Genomic DNA, 16,943 nt, shown 5'->3' with positions numbered 1-16,943 from the left:
CATTTAAGTTCATCATGTCTAACTCCAATCTCGTACGACTCCTCTTGCTCAGCCTGATTTGGGGCACTAGTTTCATGCTGATGCGCATTGCCGCACCGGTGTTTGGCCCTATGCTGACCACGTTTGGTCGGGCCGGACTCGGTGCTCTGGCCTTGTATTTGTTTGCGCGCTATCGTGGGGTGGATATGGCCTGGCGTCGTAATGCCAAATTCTATCTGGTGGTCGGTCTGGCCAATACTGCGATACCTTTTAGTTTATTTGCCTGGTCGGCCTTGCATATTCCCTCGGCGTATATGGCAACCATGAATTCACTGGCACCTATTTTTACGGCCGTATTTGGCTTTCTGATGTTGGGTGAGCGTCTGACCACGCTGCGCATCGCGGCTTTCTTGCTGGGTTTGTTTGGGGTCGCGGTGTTGGTCGGCTTAGGCCCGACCACGGTGACGCCACTGTTGATCGCGGGTGTGCTGGCTGGTATGGGCGCTGCCATCAATTACGGTTTCGCTGCGACCTATACCCGCATGCACGCCGGGAGTATTCCCTCGCTCGCCACTGCCGCAGGTAGTCAGTGCGCGGCAGCCTTAGCTCTGTTACCGTTTGCCTTGCCCGGCATCCCGCATGCCTTAGAGTTTGGCACTGTGCATGCGAGTCTGGCGGTGCTGTTTCTGGGCTTAATCTGCACTGGTGTGGCGTATGGCTTGTTCTTTCATTTGGTCAGCAGCGAAGGAGCTAGCAAGGCCATCACCGTCACTTTTCTGGTGCCAGCCACCGCCTCGGTCTGGGCCTGGTTACTCTTGAATGAAGCCATTACCTTGGGGAGCGTGATCGGTATTTCTATCGTCTTACTGGCGACCTCGATGGCCTTGGGTATCCTCAAGTTACCGGCACGGGCTGCCGCATAAATATGCTGAGGGCAGAGCCGGGTAGGGCTGCTGCTTGGAGTCGGTAAGTCGCATCGTGCTGGCAAGTCATATACAGAATTGCTGTTAATTAGGCAATTAACCGAATTATAAAAGGCCTGGATAATTCGTCATGGTAGCGCTGCAGGCGCAGTATCCATGCGGGTTTGCCGCCCTATGCCGCCAACAGCCGCATGTTTACTGCGTGTCCGGCCAGGCGCTAAATCGGATTCAAGCTGATAGAATGGCGACTGCGAGCTTTTGCGCGTGGTTTCGGCGCGAGGGCTTAGGCTCAGATTTTAGTATCAGCTGTACATCACTTACCTACGAGGACAAAATGACACAATTAAAAGCTATCATGCAAACCAATAAAGGTACGATTAACATCAACCTGTTTGCCGACAAAACGCCGGTAACTTGCGCCAGCTTCGCCAACTTGGCAGCACGCGGCTACTACAACGGTCTGACATTTCACCGTGTCATCAGCGACTTCATGATACAAGGCGGTTGCCCTGACGGTACCGGCATGGGCGGCCCAGGCTACCAGTTTGAAGACGAGTGCACCGGCGATCTGCGCCATGACAAGCCAGGTATCTTGTCGATGGCAAATGCTGGTCCACGCACCAATGGCAGCCAATTTTTCATCACTCACGGCCCTACGCCTCACCTGAATGGCAAGCACACAGTGTTTGGCGCGGTAGTGAGTGCAGAAGACCAAAAAGTGGTCGATAGCATCGCTAAAGGCGATGTCATCGAAAAACTGACTATCGAAGGCGATACTTCAGAATTGATGGCACAAGTAGCCGAGCAATTAGTTAAGTGGAACCAGGTCATCGACAAGCGTTTCCCACAATTGACACCAGCCGCATAATTGCAGCTGAGTTGGTAGCGCGCCGCCAGGCGCATTAAAAAACGCACTAACCGGCAACGGCTAGTGCGTTTTTGTTTGTCTGCGAACTGCAAACTGATATTTGCTTGAGTTTAGTGGGGCATGGCCAGATACAGTTCTTCTACCCGGGTTCTGGCCCAGGGTGTTTTTCTGAGAAACTTCAGACTAGATTTGATACTCGGATCGATGGTGAAACATTTAATGTCGACCATGCGACCCAGACCTTCCCATCCGTAATGCGCCACCATTTGCGTCAGCAGCGCTTCCAGGGTGATACCGTCTAGCGTGCGGTGTGATTGTTGATTGCTCATGTTTTTTCCTTTTCAGACCGAATCATAGCAGCATGGGACAGCGCTGCGCTGCTGAAAAATTTCCATCCCGGCTACTGTCAGAGCACAGAGCGTGTCAAAATTGCGTATGCGACCAAAACCAACATCAGCAGTAAGCAGTAAGCCCTGTGCGGCCAGCACGACAAATCCGACTGGCAAACTGCATACACGCAATCGGCATCAGGGGCGCTATGACTTTGCCCGCCTTATCCTGGCCGAGCCCGCCTTAAAGCAATTTGTAAATCTGAACGCGCATGGCGAGCAAGGCATAGACTTTGCCGACGCTAGCGCAGTCAAGACGCTTAATCGTGCCTTGCTGCAGGACAGTTATGAAATCAAGGGCTGGGATATTCCTGAAAACACTTTGTGTCCACCGGTGCCGGGGCGGGCCGACTACGTGCATTATCTGGCCGATTTATTAGCTGGCAGCAATCGTGGCAAGATCCCAAAAAAATCGGGCGTGCAGGTGCTAGACATAGGCACTGGCGCCAATCTGATTTATCCCTTGTTAGGCGCGAGTGAATACGCTTGGCAGTTTGCCGCCGCCGACATCAACCCAGCCTCGCTGGCAAACGCGCAGATTATTCTCGATGCCAATCCCAAGCTGGCGCAGCAGATCGAACTGCGCTTACAGGCTAGCGCAAATGCAATCTTTAAGGGCGTCGTTGCCGAGGACGAGTGGTTTGACCTGAGCATGTGCAATCCACCATTTCATAGCTCACTGGCAGAGGCGCGCGAAGGCACGCAACGTAAATGGCAAAACCTGGGAAAATCCGCCAAGCAGTCAGATACCGCACTCAATTTTGGTGGTCAGGATGCTGAACTCTGGTGTCCGGGCGGCGAACTAGCGTTTATCCAACGCATGATCAAGGAAAGCACGCAGATTGCGACGCGCTGCTTCTGGTTCACGACCTTGGTCTCGAAATCGGCTAGTCTGCCCGGCATTTACGCGGCACTCAAGCAAGCCAACGTCGTGACGCAAAAAACCATCAGCATGACGCAGGGACAAAAGCAAAGCCGCTTTGTGGCCTGGACTTTTTTAAATCCGGCACAGCAAGCGGCTTGGGCTAAATTGCGCTGGTAGGCTGAGTAAACCTTATTGAAAGTCTTGATAGCCAACATACGGTATGTAATCCTGCGAGTGGTTAACGCTAGCTGATTCTGCTTTTGCTCTGGCAATATTGCGCAATTCTGCCTGTTCTGCTTCCAGCTTGAATACCTCCGCTAATTGTTCTTTAGAGAGAACTAAATGTGCTGAAAGTAGAACTCCGCATTTTTCGCAGCGAGGATAGCGATTGTTGAACACGGTGAAGCCGCAATCCTGGCAACGAGGTGATTTTTCTTCTGGCATTTTTTCGCTCGCTTTACTTATCCCTCTTTTTTCTTCAGTAAACCCTGCAATGCCGCAAATGGGTTATGGGTCGCGTGCTTAGTCGAGTTGCTGCCGGAATCTGAATTTCCTTGCTGATCCGCTTCCAGATAGCGTGAGTGTTCATTGTCGTGGCAATACAGACAGAGTAATTCCCAATTGCTGCCATCGGGTGGATTATTGTCGTGATTATGATCGCGATGATGCACCGTCAATTGCGACAGATTGGCATGCGTGAATTCCCGCATACAACGGCCGCAGATCCAGGGATACATCTTGAGCGAACGCTCACGGTAACCAGTGGCGCGTTGCGCCGCATTGCGATTCGCCTCGGCGACGATCTGGTCTAGTCTGTTGTTGTCGGGTTTTTTACTGATCATGTTGTGCTCCCTGAATAAACTTAAAAACGCTCGTAGCCTAGCAGATAACGCCACTCACCAACTGGTAGGCTGGCCATAGGCACCCTTGCGATACGGATGCGTTTGAGCGCCACCACGCTAAGGCCGACCTTTTCGCACATATGGGTAATTTGAAACGGTTGCGGACCTTTCAAGGCAAAACGTAGCCGGGTTTCATTCTGCCAGCTCACTTTAATCGGTGGCAGAGCCTTGCCGTTAAATGTCAGGCCGTGATTGAGTAGCGCTAAGCCGTCAGGCGCGATGTTGCCAGCCACTTCGACGATATATTCCTGTTCTATCTTGGCGGCATCGTCGACTAGTTTGCGCGTGATCAGCCAATCCTGGGTTAGCACCATCAAGCCACTGGCCTTGGTTTCCAACGCATCGGTAAAATTAAGATTACTGGTGTGGCGTTTTAAGAATGTTAGGCCAGAGCGGTTACCCGCGGCCATGGTCTCGGCCTTGATGCCGCGTAACACGGCTGAGGCTTCGACGCCGGCAGGTTTGTGAAACAAGATGGTAACCGGGGCTGCCGGAGCCAGGCTGGCTTGAGGCAATAGCGTGATTTGCTGTTCTGGCTGCACTCTATAGCCAGGTTCTTCTATGATTTGCCCATCGACCTGTACCCAGCCACCGGCAATGTACAGTTCGGCTTCCTGGCGCGAACAAGGTGTGATTTCGGCCAGTCGTTTGGCGAGACGTAAAGAATTTGGCATGTTGCTTAGCTAAAGAGATGAATTTGACCAGCATTGTAAAGGCTAGCAAGGTCTTCCCCTAATCCTATTCCTATCCGAAATTAATTCAAGTTTTTCAACAGACCAGACCGGCATCAGGCATGATGTTGTTTTTTTGAGAAATTCATAGTCAAAGAACTATTTTTCATCAGAACGCGCCATAGCGTGGTGCCGATGTGATGGAATATCAGTAAGCAGCCTAGGCGCGTAATTGCCCACGGCAAAATCAGCATTTTAGTATTTACCACCATTTTTTGAAGCTGCTTGTATCGTCAGCTTCTCTGCACCGAGATCCGCAAAGCGCTAGAACCACTATGTTAAGTAATCGTCGTTTTCGTAAGCCCCCTTTTATCGTGCGCGCATTGCGCAAGATGCGGGTACAAGTTGCTTCCATGCGCTTAGCTCCTAAGGCCAGTGTGCCTCCGTTAAGCAAAACTGCTGGCGTCGTACCCGTGATGCCCGTGCTTGGTGCGCATAAAGCGCCGCACTTGCCACCAGTTGTGCCTAAACCCGAGCAGAAACCGAAAGTAAAAAAACGCCGCATCTGGCCGTATTTTTTCTTGTTTTTTATAGGCTTGCTGACAGCAGCGGCCTGGTGGGTTTGGCAAGAGACGCGTAGTTACGAAAAACAGGCAGAGTTTTTTGCCAAGCTGGCCGCGCAACTCACATATAAAGTCGAAGCTGGCGCTAGTCCCGCCAACAAAATCCGTTTCCCGCACGACAGCCCTTACGATGAGCGTATGGGCTATGCAAATTTGCCGGATTTTTTGACTAAGCTGCAAGCCAAGGATTTTACGATCACAGCGCAAGCTCAGATATCTCCTAAAATGGTGGAGATGGCAGATCGCGGCTTCTTCGCGACCTATCGTGAAAAAAATGGGGTGGGATTGAGCATACTCGATTGCCGCCAGCAGCCCTTATTTGCGGCGCGCTACCCAGAACGCTTCTATGCCAATTTTGACGCGACTCCCAAAGTCTTGATCGATAGCTTGTTGTTTATCGAAAATCGTGAATTACTCGACCCCACTTATCCCAAGCGCAACCCGGCTATAGAGTGGGATAGATTGAGTAAGGCGGTGTTTGATAAATCGATGAACGTGATCGGCGGCGGCCATCGTTCGGCCGGTGGCAGCACTTTGGCAACCCAGATAGAAAAATACCGTCATTCAGCCGAAGGCCGCACTAATTCACTGACCGACAAATTTAACCAGATGGTGTCAGCCTCTTTGCGTGCCTATCAGGGCGGCGAAGATACCACGCAAGTGCGACGTCAGATCGTGGTTGATTACATCAACTCTGTACCTTTGTCGGCTAAACCTGGCTATGGCGAAGTCAATGGTATCGGGGATGGTTTGTGGGTCTGGTACGGCCGCGATTTTGCCGAGATTAATTTAGCCTTGAAAGGCCAGCTGGAAAGTGCCGCCAGCGCGCTGGCTTACAAACAAGCGCTCAGTCTGTTTATCGCACAGCGCCGTCCTTCGTATTATCTGGACGCTGGCGCTGCGGACCTGGAGCAACTCACCGATAGCCATCTGCGTCTGCTAGCGCAGGCGGGTGTGATCCCCGCCACTTTACGTGACGCGGCGCTGCAAGTTAAATTGCAGCCAGTCGGGCGCGGCGGCAATGCCATTGCTGCAAATAATTCTTTCGTCTCGCACAAGGCCAGCAATGCGGTGCGCAACCATCTGGCCAGTTTGTTGGGTGATTCTAGTCTGTATAGCCTGGATAGATTAGATTTGAGCGTGGTGAGTACCCTAGATGCGCAGGCGCAAGAAGCGGTGACCAATGTGCTGCGTAATCTGCGCGACCCGGAAGCCGCCAAGGCCGCCGGCCTGACTGGCAAGGGGATGTTGGGTAATGGCGACCCGGCCAACGTGGTGTATAGCTTCACTTTGCTGGAGAAGGGAGAGCACGCCAATTATTTGCGCCTGCAAACGGATAATTATGATCAACCGCTGGATATTAATGACGGTGCAAAACTCGATCTGGGCTCTACCGCCAAGTTGCGCACCCTGGTTACCTACCTCGACATCGTGGCGCAACTGCATCAGCGTTACAGCATTCTTGATGCTGCTGCGCTAGGCAAAGTGGTGCTTGATCCGAAAGACCGCCTGTCGCGCTGGGCTCTAGATTACTTTCAAGGACGTGGCGCAAAAGACTTGCCAGCGCTACTCGATGCCGCAATGGAACGCACTTACTCGGCCAGCACCAGCGAAGGTTTTTTTACTGGCGGCGGCATGCATTACTTTGGTAATTTCAAGAAAGAAGATAATGGTCGCATTCTGAGTGTGCGTGAATCCCTGCGCCATTCTGTCAATCTGCCCTTCGTGCGCCTGATGCGTGATGTCGTGCATTTTTACATGTTCCAGACTCCGGGTTCATCGGCCAGTTTACTGTCCGATGCGCACGATCCGCGTCGTGCCGAATATCTGAGTCGTTTTGCCGACCGCGAAGGACGAGAGTTTTTGCACCGCTTCTACGCCAAGTACAAGGGCAAGACTGCTAAGGAAGCAGAACAATTGCTATTGTCTAGCCTAAGACCAACTGCGTTGCGGTTGGCGAATGTTCATCGCACCATTGCAGCTGATGCCACGGTGGCGGAATTTGAGCGATTTCTGAATGAAAATTTAGCTTCGCAAAATGAAATCAGTAGCGAGCGCGCCGCCAAAATGTATGAACAATATTCTGCGCAAAATATGTCTTTGTCTGATCGTGGCTATCTCGCTACCATCCATCCGTTAGAGCTGTGGATGGTCGGCTATTTGCGCCAGCATCAGACGGCCAGCCTGAGTGAAGTGGTGGCGGCCAGTGCCAAGGAGCGTCAGATTGTGTATGAGTGGTTGTTTAAAACTAGCCGCAAACATGCCCAAGATAAACGTATCGCAGGTTTGCTGGAGGTGGAAGGCTTTCTGGAAATTCATAGACAATGGCAGCGCATGGGTTATCCATTTGCCTCGCTAACCCCCTCGTATGCCAGTGCTTTAGGGGCTTCAGCGGATAGACCTGCGGCATTAGCTGAATTGATGGGCATCATCGTGAATGGTGGTCTGCGCAAACCTAATCAGCGCCTCAATTCCATGCATTTTGCCAGTGGCACACCTTACGAAACTCTATTGATTCCCGGGCAAAAAGAAGTCAGCGAGCAAGTCTTAGCTCCTGAAGTGGCACGTGTGGTGGCCGATGCGGTGCGCGAAGTGGTGTCCTTGGGTACGGCCAGACGCGCGCGCGCAGCGTTTATTAGCAAGGATGGCACAAATATACCGGTAGGCGGCAAGACTGGCACGGGCGACCAGCGTTTTGAAGTCTACGGCGCTGGCGGGCGCTTAATCGAATCGCGCTATGTGAACCGCTCTGCGACCTTTGTCTTTAACATAGGCGAACGTTTTTTTGGCAGCATGACGGCCTATGTACGCGGCCCACAAGCCAAAGACTACGATTTCACTAGCGCATTACCTGTGCAACTGCTGACGGTATTGGCACCGAGCTTGATGTCGCTAATAGAGCCTCCAACAGAGGCTGCTACCTTGCCACATTGTTCGCATTGAGATTGCAGTGTGTGTGGGGGGGGCTTTGCATGGCGCCGCCCCAAAGAATGAGCGCTGAATCTCAGGCAATCGCAGGATAAATTTCAAAACCAGCTAAATGTGACTTGAGTGTTAAGATGCATTCTTTATATCGAAGTTGCAGACTTGTATGCATGGTTAAACTTGGTAAAATTGCAGCATAGTCCTTGTTTATCCGATAAAATCTATTTTTCACGCAGCATTCTGTCATCCAGAGATTATTTTGAGGTGATCTCAGGATACTCCATCGTATTGCCCAGAAATCAGAAAGCGGTTCGGCCTCAATGAGCATGTCACACGTAGCGAAAACTGATGAACTTTGGAATCAGATCGATAGTTTCCAAGTGTTTCAATGGAAAAACTACGTCCGTAACCGACGTTTGGGCTCTTTGCTAATCGTTTGTGGTTTATTGCTCAGCGTAGGCACCACTGCTGCCGCTTTTTTGGAATATACCCAGATTGCGGTCTTTCTAGGTCTGGGCACGACACTCTTCATCGGTGTCAGGGAAGCCTTCAATTTCTCTGAAAAAGCCGAATTTTTTTGCGAAATTCATGGCCAGGCAAAAAATCTCCGCGATCAGGTCCGCTTTTGTGTCAATTCCGAGGCAGATTTCAATGCCGCTTTTGATGCCTTGCAGCGTCTGCGTCAAAGGGTGGCACGTGATATTCCTAAAGGCAAGGGCCAGGCGCGTGGCGCCCGTACTCGGTAGTGATTGCTTAGCTGGTCCTAGCTCCTGACTCCGCATGTTTTAAAAGTATGCGCTCTCTGACGATACCGTTAGATTGCTTGAGAATATAGATTTCGTTAAAGTGGCTTTGCGGCATCTCTAATTGATTCACTCGGGCAGCGATTTCTTCAATTTCCTTCATCCAGGCCTGAAACTGCTCCGGCTCAGGCGGATAGTTCTCCCAAACTTCGTCTTCGAGTAATTTAATCTCACCATACCAAGCTATTAAATCGCGTTTGATGATGTGCTTGTATACCTTTGGCATTATCTGAAACAAGGGCAATAAGATAATCAAGAGATCTTCGATCAGATTTGCTAGCCAAAACGGCAGATAGCGCTGCAAAAAAGGATCGCCTGAATCAGCAAAATTTTTACATCCTACTGAATTTACCCCTGGTTTTTATGCTGAAAACGACAAAATGCAGATTCTTTCCCCAGCGCAAATGTACTGAGCTTATAATCAGCTATCTGTACTAACTACGAGATCAAAGAATGATGGAAGCGCACCTGTCCTCACAAATCCGCACCCTGTCGTATATAGAAAATGAAGACCATCCGGTGTTCGGCACTTTGGTCGAACAAATTTTGCATTTGCTCAATTCGCGGCTCAGTTTCAGTGACATTCTGATTCATCAGAATAGCCCTATCATGCTGCGCCAACCCAAAGGCTTGGTGGCGGTTTCGGATTCTCCGATTACCAAAGAAGAATTGGAAGAGTTTTTCGAGGTGATAGAGCCGAACTGGTTCGAACGCATACAAGATCGCGCGTTTGACCGCTCTATCGATCTCAATACCGCACGCATACGCGCTAACTGCTTTACCTTTCAAGGCAAAAAACGCCTCGGTTGCGTGATACGGCGCTTCCCCAAAGAGCCCGTGGCTTTGAGCCAACTCGGCTTACGCCAATGTGAACAAGATTTTGCCAAGCTCACCAGTGGCCTGGTTTTGATCATAGGCGACACCTGTCAGGGTAAGTCGACCACCATCGCTTCTATGGTAGACCAGATCAACCAGACCCGCTCCGGCCATATCATCACGATAGAAGACCCGGTCGAGACCCTGATACCGCAACGCAAATGCATCATCACGCAACGCGAAGTCGGTTTTGACGGTGACGTAGAAAGTTATTACCTCGGTGCGCTGGATGCCTTGCGTGAACGTCCTGATGTGATCGTGATCGGCGAAATCCGCGATGCCCAGACCGCACAGGAGGCGCTGGCACTGGCCGAGTCTGGTCCATTGGTATTGGCCTCGCTGCATGCGCGTTCAACTGAGCTGGGTTTGCAAAAGATGTTGCGCTTATTAGGCAATGGCGAACCCCAGGCGCAAGCGCTGGCACAAGCCTTGCGCGGCGTCTTGTGCCAGGCCTTATTACCGTCTCTGGCTGGCGATCGTTATTATCTGGCGACCGAATGCCTGACCTCGAATCCCGAAGTCGTCAAGATGATAGAGAGTAATGGCATTGCTGGCATACGTGCTTTGATGGATGGCGAGGCGGCCAAGGCCAATCCCGGTTGTTTCTCTATGAATGCGGCACTTAATTTGCTGTTACACGAGAAAAAAATCAGCGTTGATGACGCCAGAAATGCGACTACCGATAGAATTGGATTTATGGATGTAAAGCGAAAATAAACACCTCGACTAGTAATGCAAGAAGCAATCTTTACAGGCAGTGCAAAACTCAAGTTTTGCACTGTTTTTTTTCGGCCATTTAATCTGTCACTCATGCCGTAGCGCATAAAAAACCTTGCAAGGTTTTCGGGATTTATCGGTATTTTTTTAAAAATATTACCACCCTCTTGGCATTCCGTGAGGCGCGCCTTCCCGCTAAAATAGCCACGCATCTTCGCCGCAAGGCCGCTCAACAATTTCTTCAGAATTTTAATTTATCTTTCAGGAACAGATCATGGCCATGGACGTAATTGATTACCAAATTTTCGGCGACGACATGCAATTCGTCGAGATCGAGCTCGACCCTAACGAAGCTGTCGTAGGAGAGGCTGGCGCTATGTTTTATATGGAAGACGAGATACAGATGGAAACCATCTTCGGCGATGGCTCTGCCTCACAAAGCGGCTTATTGGGAAAATTGATGGGAGCAGGAAAACGTCTGGTGACGGGCGAATCGGTATTCACCACCGTGTTCATGAATGGCGGTCATCGCAAACGTAAAGTGGCGTTTGGCGCGGCTTATCCAGGCAAAATTATCCCTGTACATCTGGGCGATATGGGTGGCACTTTACTGTGCCAGAAAGATGCCTTCCTGTGCGCAGCTAAGGGCGTTTCGCTAGGTATCGCCTTCCAGAAAAAGCTAGGCGCGGGCTTCTTCGGTGGTGAAGGTTTTATCTTGCAAAAACTGGAAGGCGACGGCCTGGCCTTCATCCATGCCGGCGGCGCCATCATAGAGAAAACACTGGAAGCCGGGCAGACACTGCGCGTCGATACCGGCTGCGTGGTGGCGTTTAGTAGCAGCATAGATTTCGATATCCAGTATGTTGGCGGGGTCAAAACAGCTTTGTTCGGCGGCGAAGGCATGTTCTTCACCACCTTGCGCGGCCCCGGCAAGATTTGGCTGCAATCCCTACCATTGGCGCGCCTGGCCAACCGCATCGTCGGCGCCTCAAAAGTAGGTGGCAGCCACGGTGGAGAACAAGGCTCGGTGTTGGGTGGTTTGGGTAATTTGTTTGAGAAGGATTGAGTCATGCTAATTTTTGCAAATAAAAGGAAATAGAAATCCTTGCACTCCGTATTTCTACATAAAAAAACGCCTTGCGAAAACAAGGCGGTTTTTATTAGTTATTTACATCAACAGACTATCTTAGAACTTGTAGCTACCTGCCATGTAGAAGGAACGCAAAGTTGGATCTGCGTAACGTGGATCAAATCCAACTTGGTGGCCGGACGAGGCGCGCAAAGACAATGGTGGAGCAACATTGAAAATGTTCTTTACACCAGCGCGAATTGTCACCGCTTTGTTGAGGTTGTATATACCTTGCCAGTCAACCGTAGTGTAAGAAGGCACGTCCAGACGCAGAGTTTCATTCAGATTTGTGCTTAGATTGCGAACACTGGTCTCTGCATCTTGATAGCCATTGCGATAGCTAACAGTCAGAGTATTGGTGAGCGCACCGGTTTCCAATGAACCTGTGAATTTAAACAGATTGCTGAATGATACCGCATCGTTGATGCCGTATTTATCCATACTGTTTTCCCAGACATTATCGGTACCTGGAGCGGTGTAATCAGATTTTATCAGGTAGGTGCCTGCCAGGTTTCCAGTCAAAGTACCAAAATCAAATTTCTGACGTCCAGTCATATCCCAGTCGATACCACGATTGTGCGATTTACCAATATTGACTGACAGAGACTTAAAGGCCCAGTAAGTGTTTCCCGTTGCTGGTTCTGTATACGTAGTGAACAAATCACGGAATTTTACAGGGTCGGCAAACGCTTGCTTCTCACTTACTTGCGAAACCTGATTGCGCATCTGTACATCCCACAAATCCAAACCAAACGAGAAGTTTTGGATAGGTTCAATACGGAAACCTATAGTGTATTGCTTCGAAGTTTCAGGTTTGAGGTTTTCATTACCACCAGCGATCTGGTTGTATTGTGACTTACCAGGACGGCAGTAATCGGCGCTAGCAATCGGACATTCGTAGGCGCTAGCTGTGAAACCATTGTTTACCAATGGTTGACCAATTTCCAGCATGGTCGGAGCCTTGAAGCCTGTGCCATAAGAACCGCGCAACAGCACTGCTTGAGTTGGTTGATAGCGCATGGATAATTTATAAGTGCCAGCGCTTTGTTTTTCACCCATATCGCGATTTGCTATCGCGTTTTTAATAGCCGTGAAGCTGTCAAAGCGAGCTGAAGCTGTTAACTCCAAGTCTTTTGTGACAGGTGCAACCAGTTCACTGTAAAAGCCTTGGTTTGAACGGGTCATATCGTAGGCTGGGCTGGCGTTAAAGTTATAGATTAAACCCGCCAATGCCGCTGCCGAAGGTGTCTGCTCGTAATGGTATTCACGATAATCGGCACCGATACCTATGCCGGCCTTGCCGCCTGGCAGATCAAATAGTTCACGTGATCCGCCTATGTCAAAACCCTTTAAGGTCGTCGACGCAGTGCGTATTGAACCATTAAATAGTGAGCCTTTGATTAATGCCATGGTTTCTGCAGATTGTTTGCCGATAGGTGCAAATGGATCAAAGGAACGATTTGCCAGCATGCTCTTAAATTCTGTAGCTAATGCGTAACCACCAACATAAGACTCGTTGATGGCATTTTTGGATAAAGTCAAACCGCTTTTGAGATCCCAACCAGCCAAATTAGTTTCGCCACTCAATACCAAATGCGTAGAGTCTGTGATCGTGTTGCTGTCACGCGTACCCCAGTCATAGGTTCTGTAGTTACCAGACATAGTCTTGGTATTTGCTGCCTGAGCTGGGGTTAACCATGGCAAGACATTGTCGTTATAGTAGGCTGAGCCTTTGAGTATTGTGAACGGTGCAGTATTTGGGGCAATACGTGCGGTCAGGTCATAACGTGAAATAGCGACATCTGCAAATAATTTGGTGTCACTGCCGACTTTCAAGCTACCTTTAGTGAACAAACTGTCACGTTTAGCTTCAGGTACGATTTCTACAGTGGATGCGAAATCGAAGGCGCAATTTTGCGTGGTAGCAGTATTGTTCAAACTTATAAAGTTACGCTCTGGACAGGAACCATTCTTTTTCAGGTAGGGGCTAAAACCGATTGCAGGCAGTCCACCGGTAAATGTCACTGCAACGTTGGCCGGTACTGTGGCAGTGCTGGTGCGATCGTAGACATAGTTGGTACCGTTTTTGCTGAATGGCACATAGGCCGTTTTGGCAAATTCACGATCGGTCGCTTTCATCTGTGTCTGTTCGTCATGACGGAACGAGGCCAAAACGTTGTAGCCATTTTCGTCTAAATTGCCGAAACCATAGCTAGCATTGACATTCCAAAATTTCCCGCCGCCACTGGCTTGCGGTGCATTGAATACAGCCTCAGCCGTACCACCTTGCTGATTTTTCTTCATGATGAAGTTAATTACGCCAGCAATCGCATCTGAGCCGTACAAAGCACCAGCACCGTCAGTTAAAATTTCTATCCGTTCAATCGCACTCAGTGGAATTGCATTCAGATTGACCGCACTGCCCGAGCCTTGTGGTGCCATGCGACGGCCATTGAGCAACACAAGTGTGTAAGCAGTGCCGATGTCATGGATGGAGGCACCGACGTTACCACCTGAATTACTACCAGCTGCCGTGGCTGTGATAGTAAAACCTTGCATCGCAGGTAGAGATTGCATTAATTCCGATACGCTGGTCGCACCAGAGCGGGCAATTGCTTCAGCAGAAACACGTTGTACCGGTAAAGCACCTTCTACCGCGATGCGTTTGATACTTGAACCGGTAATTTCGACGCGTTGAACTTGTTCTTGCGCCATGGCTTGGCCTGCAATGAATAAAGAGCCAGCCAACACACCGAGTGCCAGACGCACTGAACGAACACCTATTTTTTCCTGAAGTCTCATCTTTATTCCTAAGTAATTGATTAAGCGGTGCTTAAATTTAAATGGATTATCTCTGCGTATGCCTATTGCAGTGCTCGAAGTTACGGCGCTGTAAAAACAAATATTGCTTAATTTACGTGCTTTACTGGCAAGGCTCTCATGAGAGAACGCTTAGGCTGAAAACATGCTCGCGGAGAATGGAATAATTATGAAGGTATATTTGTCAAAACCAAAAATAATTATGAAAACTATTTTTCAAATTTAAATTTAATTTTGTTTTTTTTAAATCGCCAGTGAAATATTCTGAAAATTGCTATTTGCATATATTTTTATGATGTTTTTATGTAACACACTGTAAGGCCACATACGGCTTGAAGTATCGATAGAAATTTTCGCTACCGAGCAAAGATGTGCTTGTTATCTAGGTGTTTCCAGTATTTTCTATTTTTTTTGACCTATCGGTTTCGTAATAATTTCGATATGCGGTTTTGAAATCTACTTTACGCCCCCCCGCAAATCGACGTGCAAATGTAGTAAGCCATGATTACCCGCCCGCTCAAAAATGCGGCAACAATATAAGTCCACTGTTCATCACATTTAGGAGACATCATGGCGGCTAAAAAAATACTTATGTTGGTTGGCGATTTCGTTGAGGATTATGAGGCGATGGTGCCGTTTCAGACTTTGCTGGCAGTCGGGCACGAGGTGCATGCAGTGTGCCCTGACAAAAAAGCGGGCGATTATGTGATGACCGCGATTCATGATTTTGAAGGGCAGCAAACCTATACTGAAAAACCTGGCCATCGCTTCGGCATCACCCATGATTTTGCCGGTGTGGATGCCAGCAATTACGATGCTTTAGTGATACCTGGTGGGCGCGCCCCAGAATATTTACGTCTGAATCCAACGGTGATCAGTATGGTGCAGCATTTCGCGCAGGCAAAAAAACCGATAGCGGCAGTCTGCCATGGGGCACAAATTTTGGCGGCCGCCAAGGTGCTGGAAGGGGTGCGTTGCTCCGCCTATCCAGCTTGCAAACCTGAAGTCGAGCTGGCTGGCGGGCATTATGCCGAGATCGCAGTTACCGAGGCGGTGACGGACAAAAACTTTGTCACCGCGCCAGCCTGGCCTGCACATCCAGCCTGGATGGCACAATTTCTGACCCTGCTAGGCACCAGGATTTCCTTGTAAAAAACCAAACATCCAAAGGTATAATGACAGCGGCAAAGCCTACGCAGGCTGTGCCGCCGGTTCTTCCCTTAGGAGTTCTTATGTGCGATATTTTCGTCAAAGCGGATCCTGCGCTGTACCAGGCCAAAGCCCGCTCGCTACGCCTGCATGGTGTGGTCACTTCTATCCGACTGGAGCAACTGTTCTGGCAGGTACTGCAAGAAGTAGCCGAACGCGATGGCATGAACACCAATCAATTGATCGCTAAGTTGCATGATGAGTTGATTGCCTACCGCGGTCAGATAGAAAATTTCTCTTCGTTTTTGCGGGTCTGTTGCCTGCGCTATTTATCTCTGATGGCCGACGGGGATGTTCCCCGTGACAAGCAATTGCCCTTATCCGCTCTGCATAATAATCAGAATACCCAGCCGCAAATTGCGGCTAAGACTAGCGCTTATTTGCTGTAATGTTTGCTGGATAGTTTCTTGGTACGAAGCTTATTTATGCGGACTAGACAAACCGTATTTTCTCAATAGTTTTTGCCACTCCGTGTCGGTTTTCATGTGCTGAACTTGCAGATCTAACCAGTCCGTCAAATCTTTATTGTCCAAGCCAGACATGATGCGTAGTTGATTGCGCTCCTGCGTAATCCAATTCTTGCTCACGTAGTAGTCTTTGGAAAACTGCGGGTCTTGCTGCGTCAAATAGCGATACAGTAGCTCAGGGATAAAGATCGCATCGACCCTGTCAGCAGCTAACTTTTTTAAATTCGATAGCATATTAGGGGCATCGTCACGCTGAATTTTTCCTGCTTCTATGTCTGGTGCGATAGTCACATACTGATGTCCAGCCACACCACCAAATCTCAGCCCATATAAGCTACTCGGACCTTGCCATTCTAAAGCGCGGGTGGGTAATGACAGGACTCTATCGCCATCTTCCAGTATCACCTTAGACCAATGGTAGCGATTGCGCGGTGTATCTTGCAGCCAGGCTGGCATGACCCAGGGTACGATGCCATTCCAGTTCGGGCGCTGTATCGTCAGCATCAGTCGCCTTTTGGGCAAGGTTTGTAGTTCGAATTGGTAGCGTCCCTGGCTGGCATTGCTCAGGTAAGTCGCCAAATCCTGATTCAGCCCGTGAGTCTCGCTAATCAAATACGGCGGATAGTCATATTGCGAAAGTAGGGGGATGCGCAGCGCGGCTGCGCGACTAGTGTTGCAACACAGGGTCGTCAGCACGCCTATCAGGATAGCTAATTTGGCGTACTTTTCGATAAAAATCATAGAGGGTTTAAGCCAGAGCATGGTCGCGAGTACATC

General features: G+C 49.6%; 16 protein-coding genes. 9 read left to right on the top strand and 7 right to left on the bottom strand.

The genetic code is table 11. From position 1 onward, the window contains the following. The first annotated feature begins 14 nt into the window (after positions 1-14). Entirely contained in the window at positions 15-902 is an 888-nt protein-coding gene (locus EJN92_RS07150) for a DMT family transporter (RefSeq protein WP_126127177.1), read from the top strand. Between the two features lie 334 nt (positions 903-1,236). After that, the gene (locus tag EJN92_RS07145; protein WP_126127176.1) at positions 1,237-1,770 is read left to right on the top strand and encodes a peptidylprolyl isomerase; all 534 of its coding nucleotides are present in this window, start codon (positions 1,237-1,239) and stop codon (positions 1,768-1,770) included. Between the two features lie 110 nt (positions 1,771-1,880). Here EJN92_RS07145 and EJN92_RS07140 read toward each other — a convergent pair whose 3' ends face one another. Continuing rightward, complete coding sequence (locus tag EJN92_RS07140) at positions 1,881-2,099, bottom strand: VF530 family protein (RefSeq protein WP_126127175.1); 219 nt, start codon at positions 2,097-2,099, stop codon at positions 1,881-1,883. 91 nt (positions 2,100-2,190) lie between these two features. On the opposite strand from EJN92_RS07140, the gene rlmF reads away from it, so the two are divergent. After that, positions 2,191-3,201, top strand: coding sequence for a 23S rRNA (adenine(1618)-N(6))-methyltransferase RlmF (rlmF, locus tag EJN92_RS07135; RefSeq protein WP_227869748.1), 1,011 nt, complete (start codon positions 2,191-2,193; stop codon positions 3,199-3,201). A 12-nt stretch (positions 3,202-3,213) separates the two neighbouring features. On the opposite strand, the gene EJN92_RS07130 is transcribed toward rlmF, so the two are convergent. From EJN92_RS07130 to EJN92_RS07120, 3 genes are read right to left on the bottom strand one after another with little or no spacing between them, the layout of a single operon-like run. Then, entirely contained in the window at positions 3,214-3,468 is a 255-nt protein-coding gene (locus EJN92_RS07130) for an SIR2 family protein (protein WP_126127174.1), read from the bottom strand. Between the two features lie 17 nt (positions 3,469-3,485). After that, entirely contained in the window at positions 3,486-3,866 is a 381-nt protein-coding gene (locus EJN92_RS07125) for a YajD family HNH nuclease (RefSeq protein WP_126127173.1), read from the bottom strand. Between the two features lie 20 nt (positions 3,867-3,886). Next, positions 3,887-4,600, bottom strand: a complete 714-nt coding sequence (locus EJN92_RS07120) for an rRNA pseudouridine synthase (protein ID WP_126127172.1) — start codon at positions 4,598-4,600, stop codon at positions 3,887-3,889. 473 nt (positions 4,601-5,073) lie between these two features. Between EJN92_RS07120 and EJN92_RS07115 the strand changes: the two genes are divergently transcribed. Both EJN92_RS07115 and EJN92_RS07110 read left to right on the top strand, forming a co-directional pair. Continuing rightward, the gene (locus tag EJN92_RS07115) at positions 5,074-8,163 is read left to right on the top strand and encodes a transglycosylase domain-containing protein (RefSeq protein ID WP_126129825.1); all 3,090 of its coding nucleotides are present in this window, start codon (positions 5,074-5,076) and stop codon (positions 8,161-8,163) included. A 308-nt stretch (positions 8,164-8,471) separates the two neighbouring features. Further along, the gene (locus EJN92_RS07110; protein WP_157984320.1) at positions 8,472-8,891 is read left to right on the top strand and encodes a hypothetical protein; all 420 of its coding nucleotides are present in this window, start codon (positions 8,472-8,474) and stop codon (positions 8,889-8,891) included. 7 nt (positions 8,892-8,898) lie between these two features. Here the strand turns inward: EJN92_RS07110 and EJN92_RS07105 are convergent, their stop codons facing one another. Beyond that, a complete protein-coding gene (locus tag EJN92_RS07105) occupies positions 8,899-9,252 on the bottom strand; it encodes a hypothetical protein (RefSeq protein ID WP_126127170.1) in 354 nt (117 codons plus the stop codon). A gap of 152 nt (positions 9,253-9,404) precedes the next feature. Here EJN92_RS07105 and EJN92_RS07100 point away from each other — a divergent pair, with 152 nt between their 5' ends. Together EJN92_RS07100 and EJN92_RS07095 are read left to right on the top strand one after the other, a co-directional pair. After that, a complete protein-coding gene (locus EJN92_RS07100; RefSeq protein ID WP_126129824.1) occupies positions 9,405-10,541 on the top strand; it encodes a type IV pilus twitching motility protein PilT in 1,137 nt (378 codons plus the stop codon). 274 nt (positions 10,542-10,815) lie between these two features. Then, positions 10,816-11,607: a TIGR00266 family protein gene (locus EJN92_RS07095; protein WP_126127169.1), complete on the top strand. Its 792-nt coding sequence runs from the start codon at positions 10,816-10,818 to the stop codon at positions 11,605-11,607. A 120-nt stretch (positions 11,608-11,727) separates the two neighbouring features. Here the strand turns inward: EJN92_RS07095 and EJN92_RS07090 are convergent, their stop codons facing one another. Continuing rightward, positions 11,728-14,472, bottom strand: a complete 2,745-nt coding sequence (locus tag EJN92_RS07090) for a TonB-dependent receptor domain-containing protein (RefSeq protein ID WP_126127168.1) — start codon at positions 14,470-14,472, stop codon at positions 11,728-11,730. A gap of 588 nt (positions 14,473-15,060) precedes the next feature. Between EJN92_RS07090 and EJN92_RS07085 the strand changes: the two genes are divergently transcribed. Next, positions 15,061-15,642 (top strand): DJ-1/PfpI family protein, encoded by a 582-nt coding sequence (locus EJN92_RS07085; RefSeq protein WP_126127167.1) that lies wholly within the window; start codon positions 15,061-15,063, stop codon positions 15,640-15,642. A gap of 80 nt (positions 15,643-15,722) precedes the next feature. Then, on the top strand, positions 15,723-16,088 hold the full coding sequence (locus EJN92_RS07080; protein ID WP_126127166.1) for a ribbon-helix-helix domain-containing protein: 366 nt from the start codon (positions 15,723-15,725) through the stop codon (positions 16,086-16,088). Between the two features lie 30 nt (positions 16,089-16,118). On the opposite strand, the gene EJN92_RS07075 is transcribed toward EJN92_RS07080, so the two are convergent. Continuing rightward, positions 16,119-16,907 carry a substrate-binding periplasmic protein gene (locus EJN92_RS07075; protein ID WP_157984319.1) on the bottom strand — a complete coding sequence of 263 codons (789 nt, stop codon included), beginning with the start codon at positions 16,905-16,907 and terminating at the stop codon, positions 16,119-16,121. Between the last annotated feature and the right edge of the window lie 36 nt (positions 16,908-16,943).

It is taken from the genome of Undibacterium parvum, from assembly GCF_003955735.1.
GTDB classification, from domain to species: Bacteria; Pseudomonadota; Gammaproteobacteria; order Burkholderiales; family Burkholderiaceae_D; genus Undibacterium; species Undibacterium parvum.
Note: the sequence above shows the minus strand (reverse complement) of the source record. Positions and strands in the feature narration are given on the sequence as shown.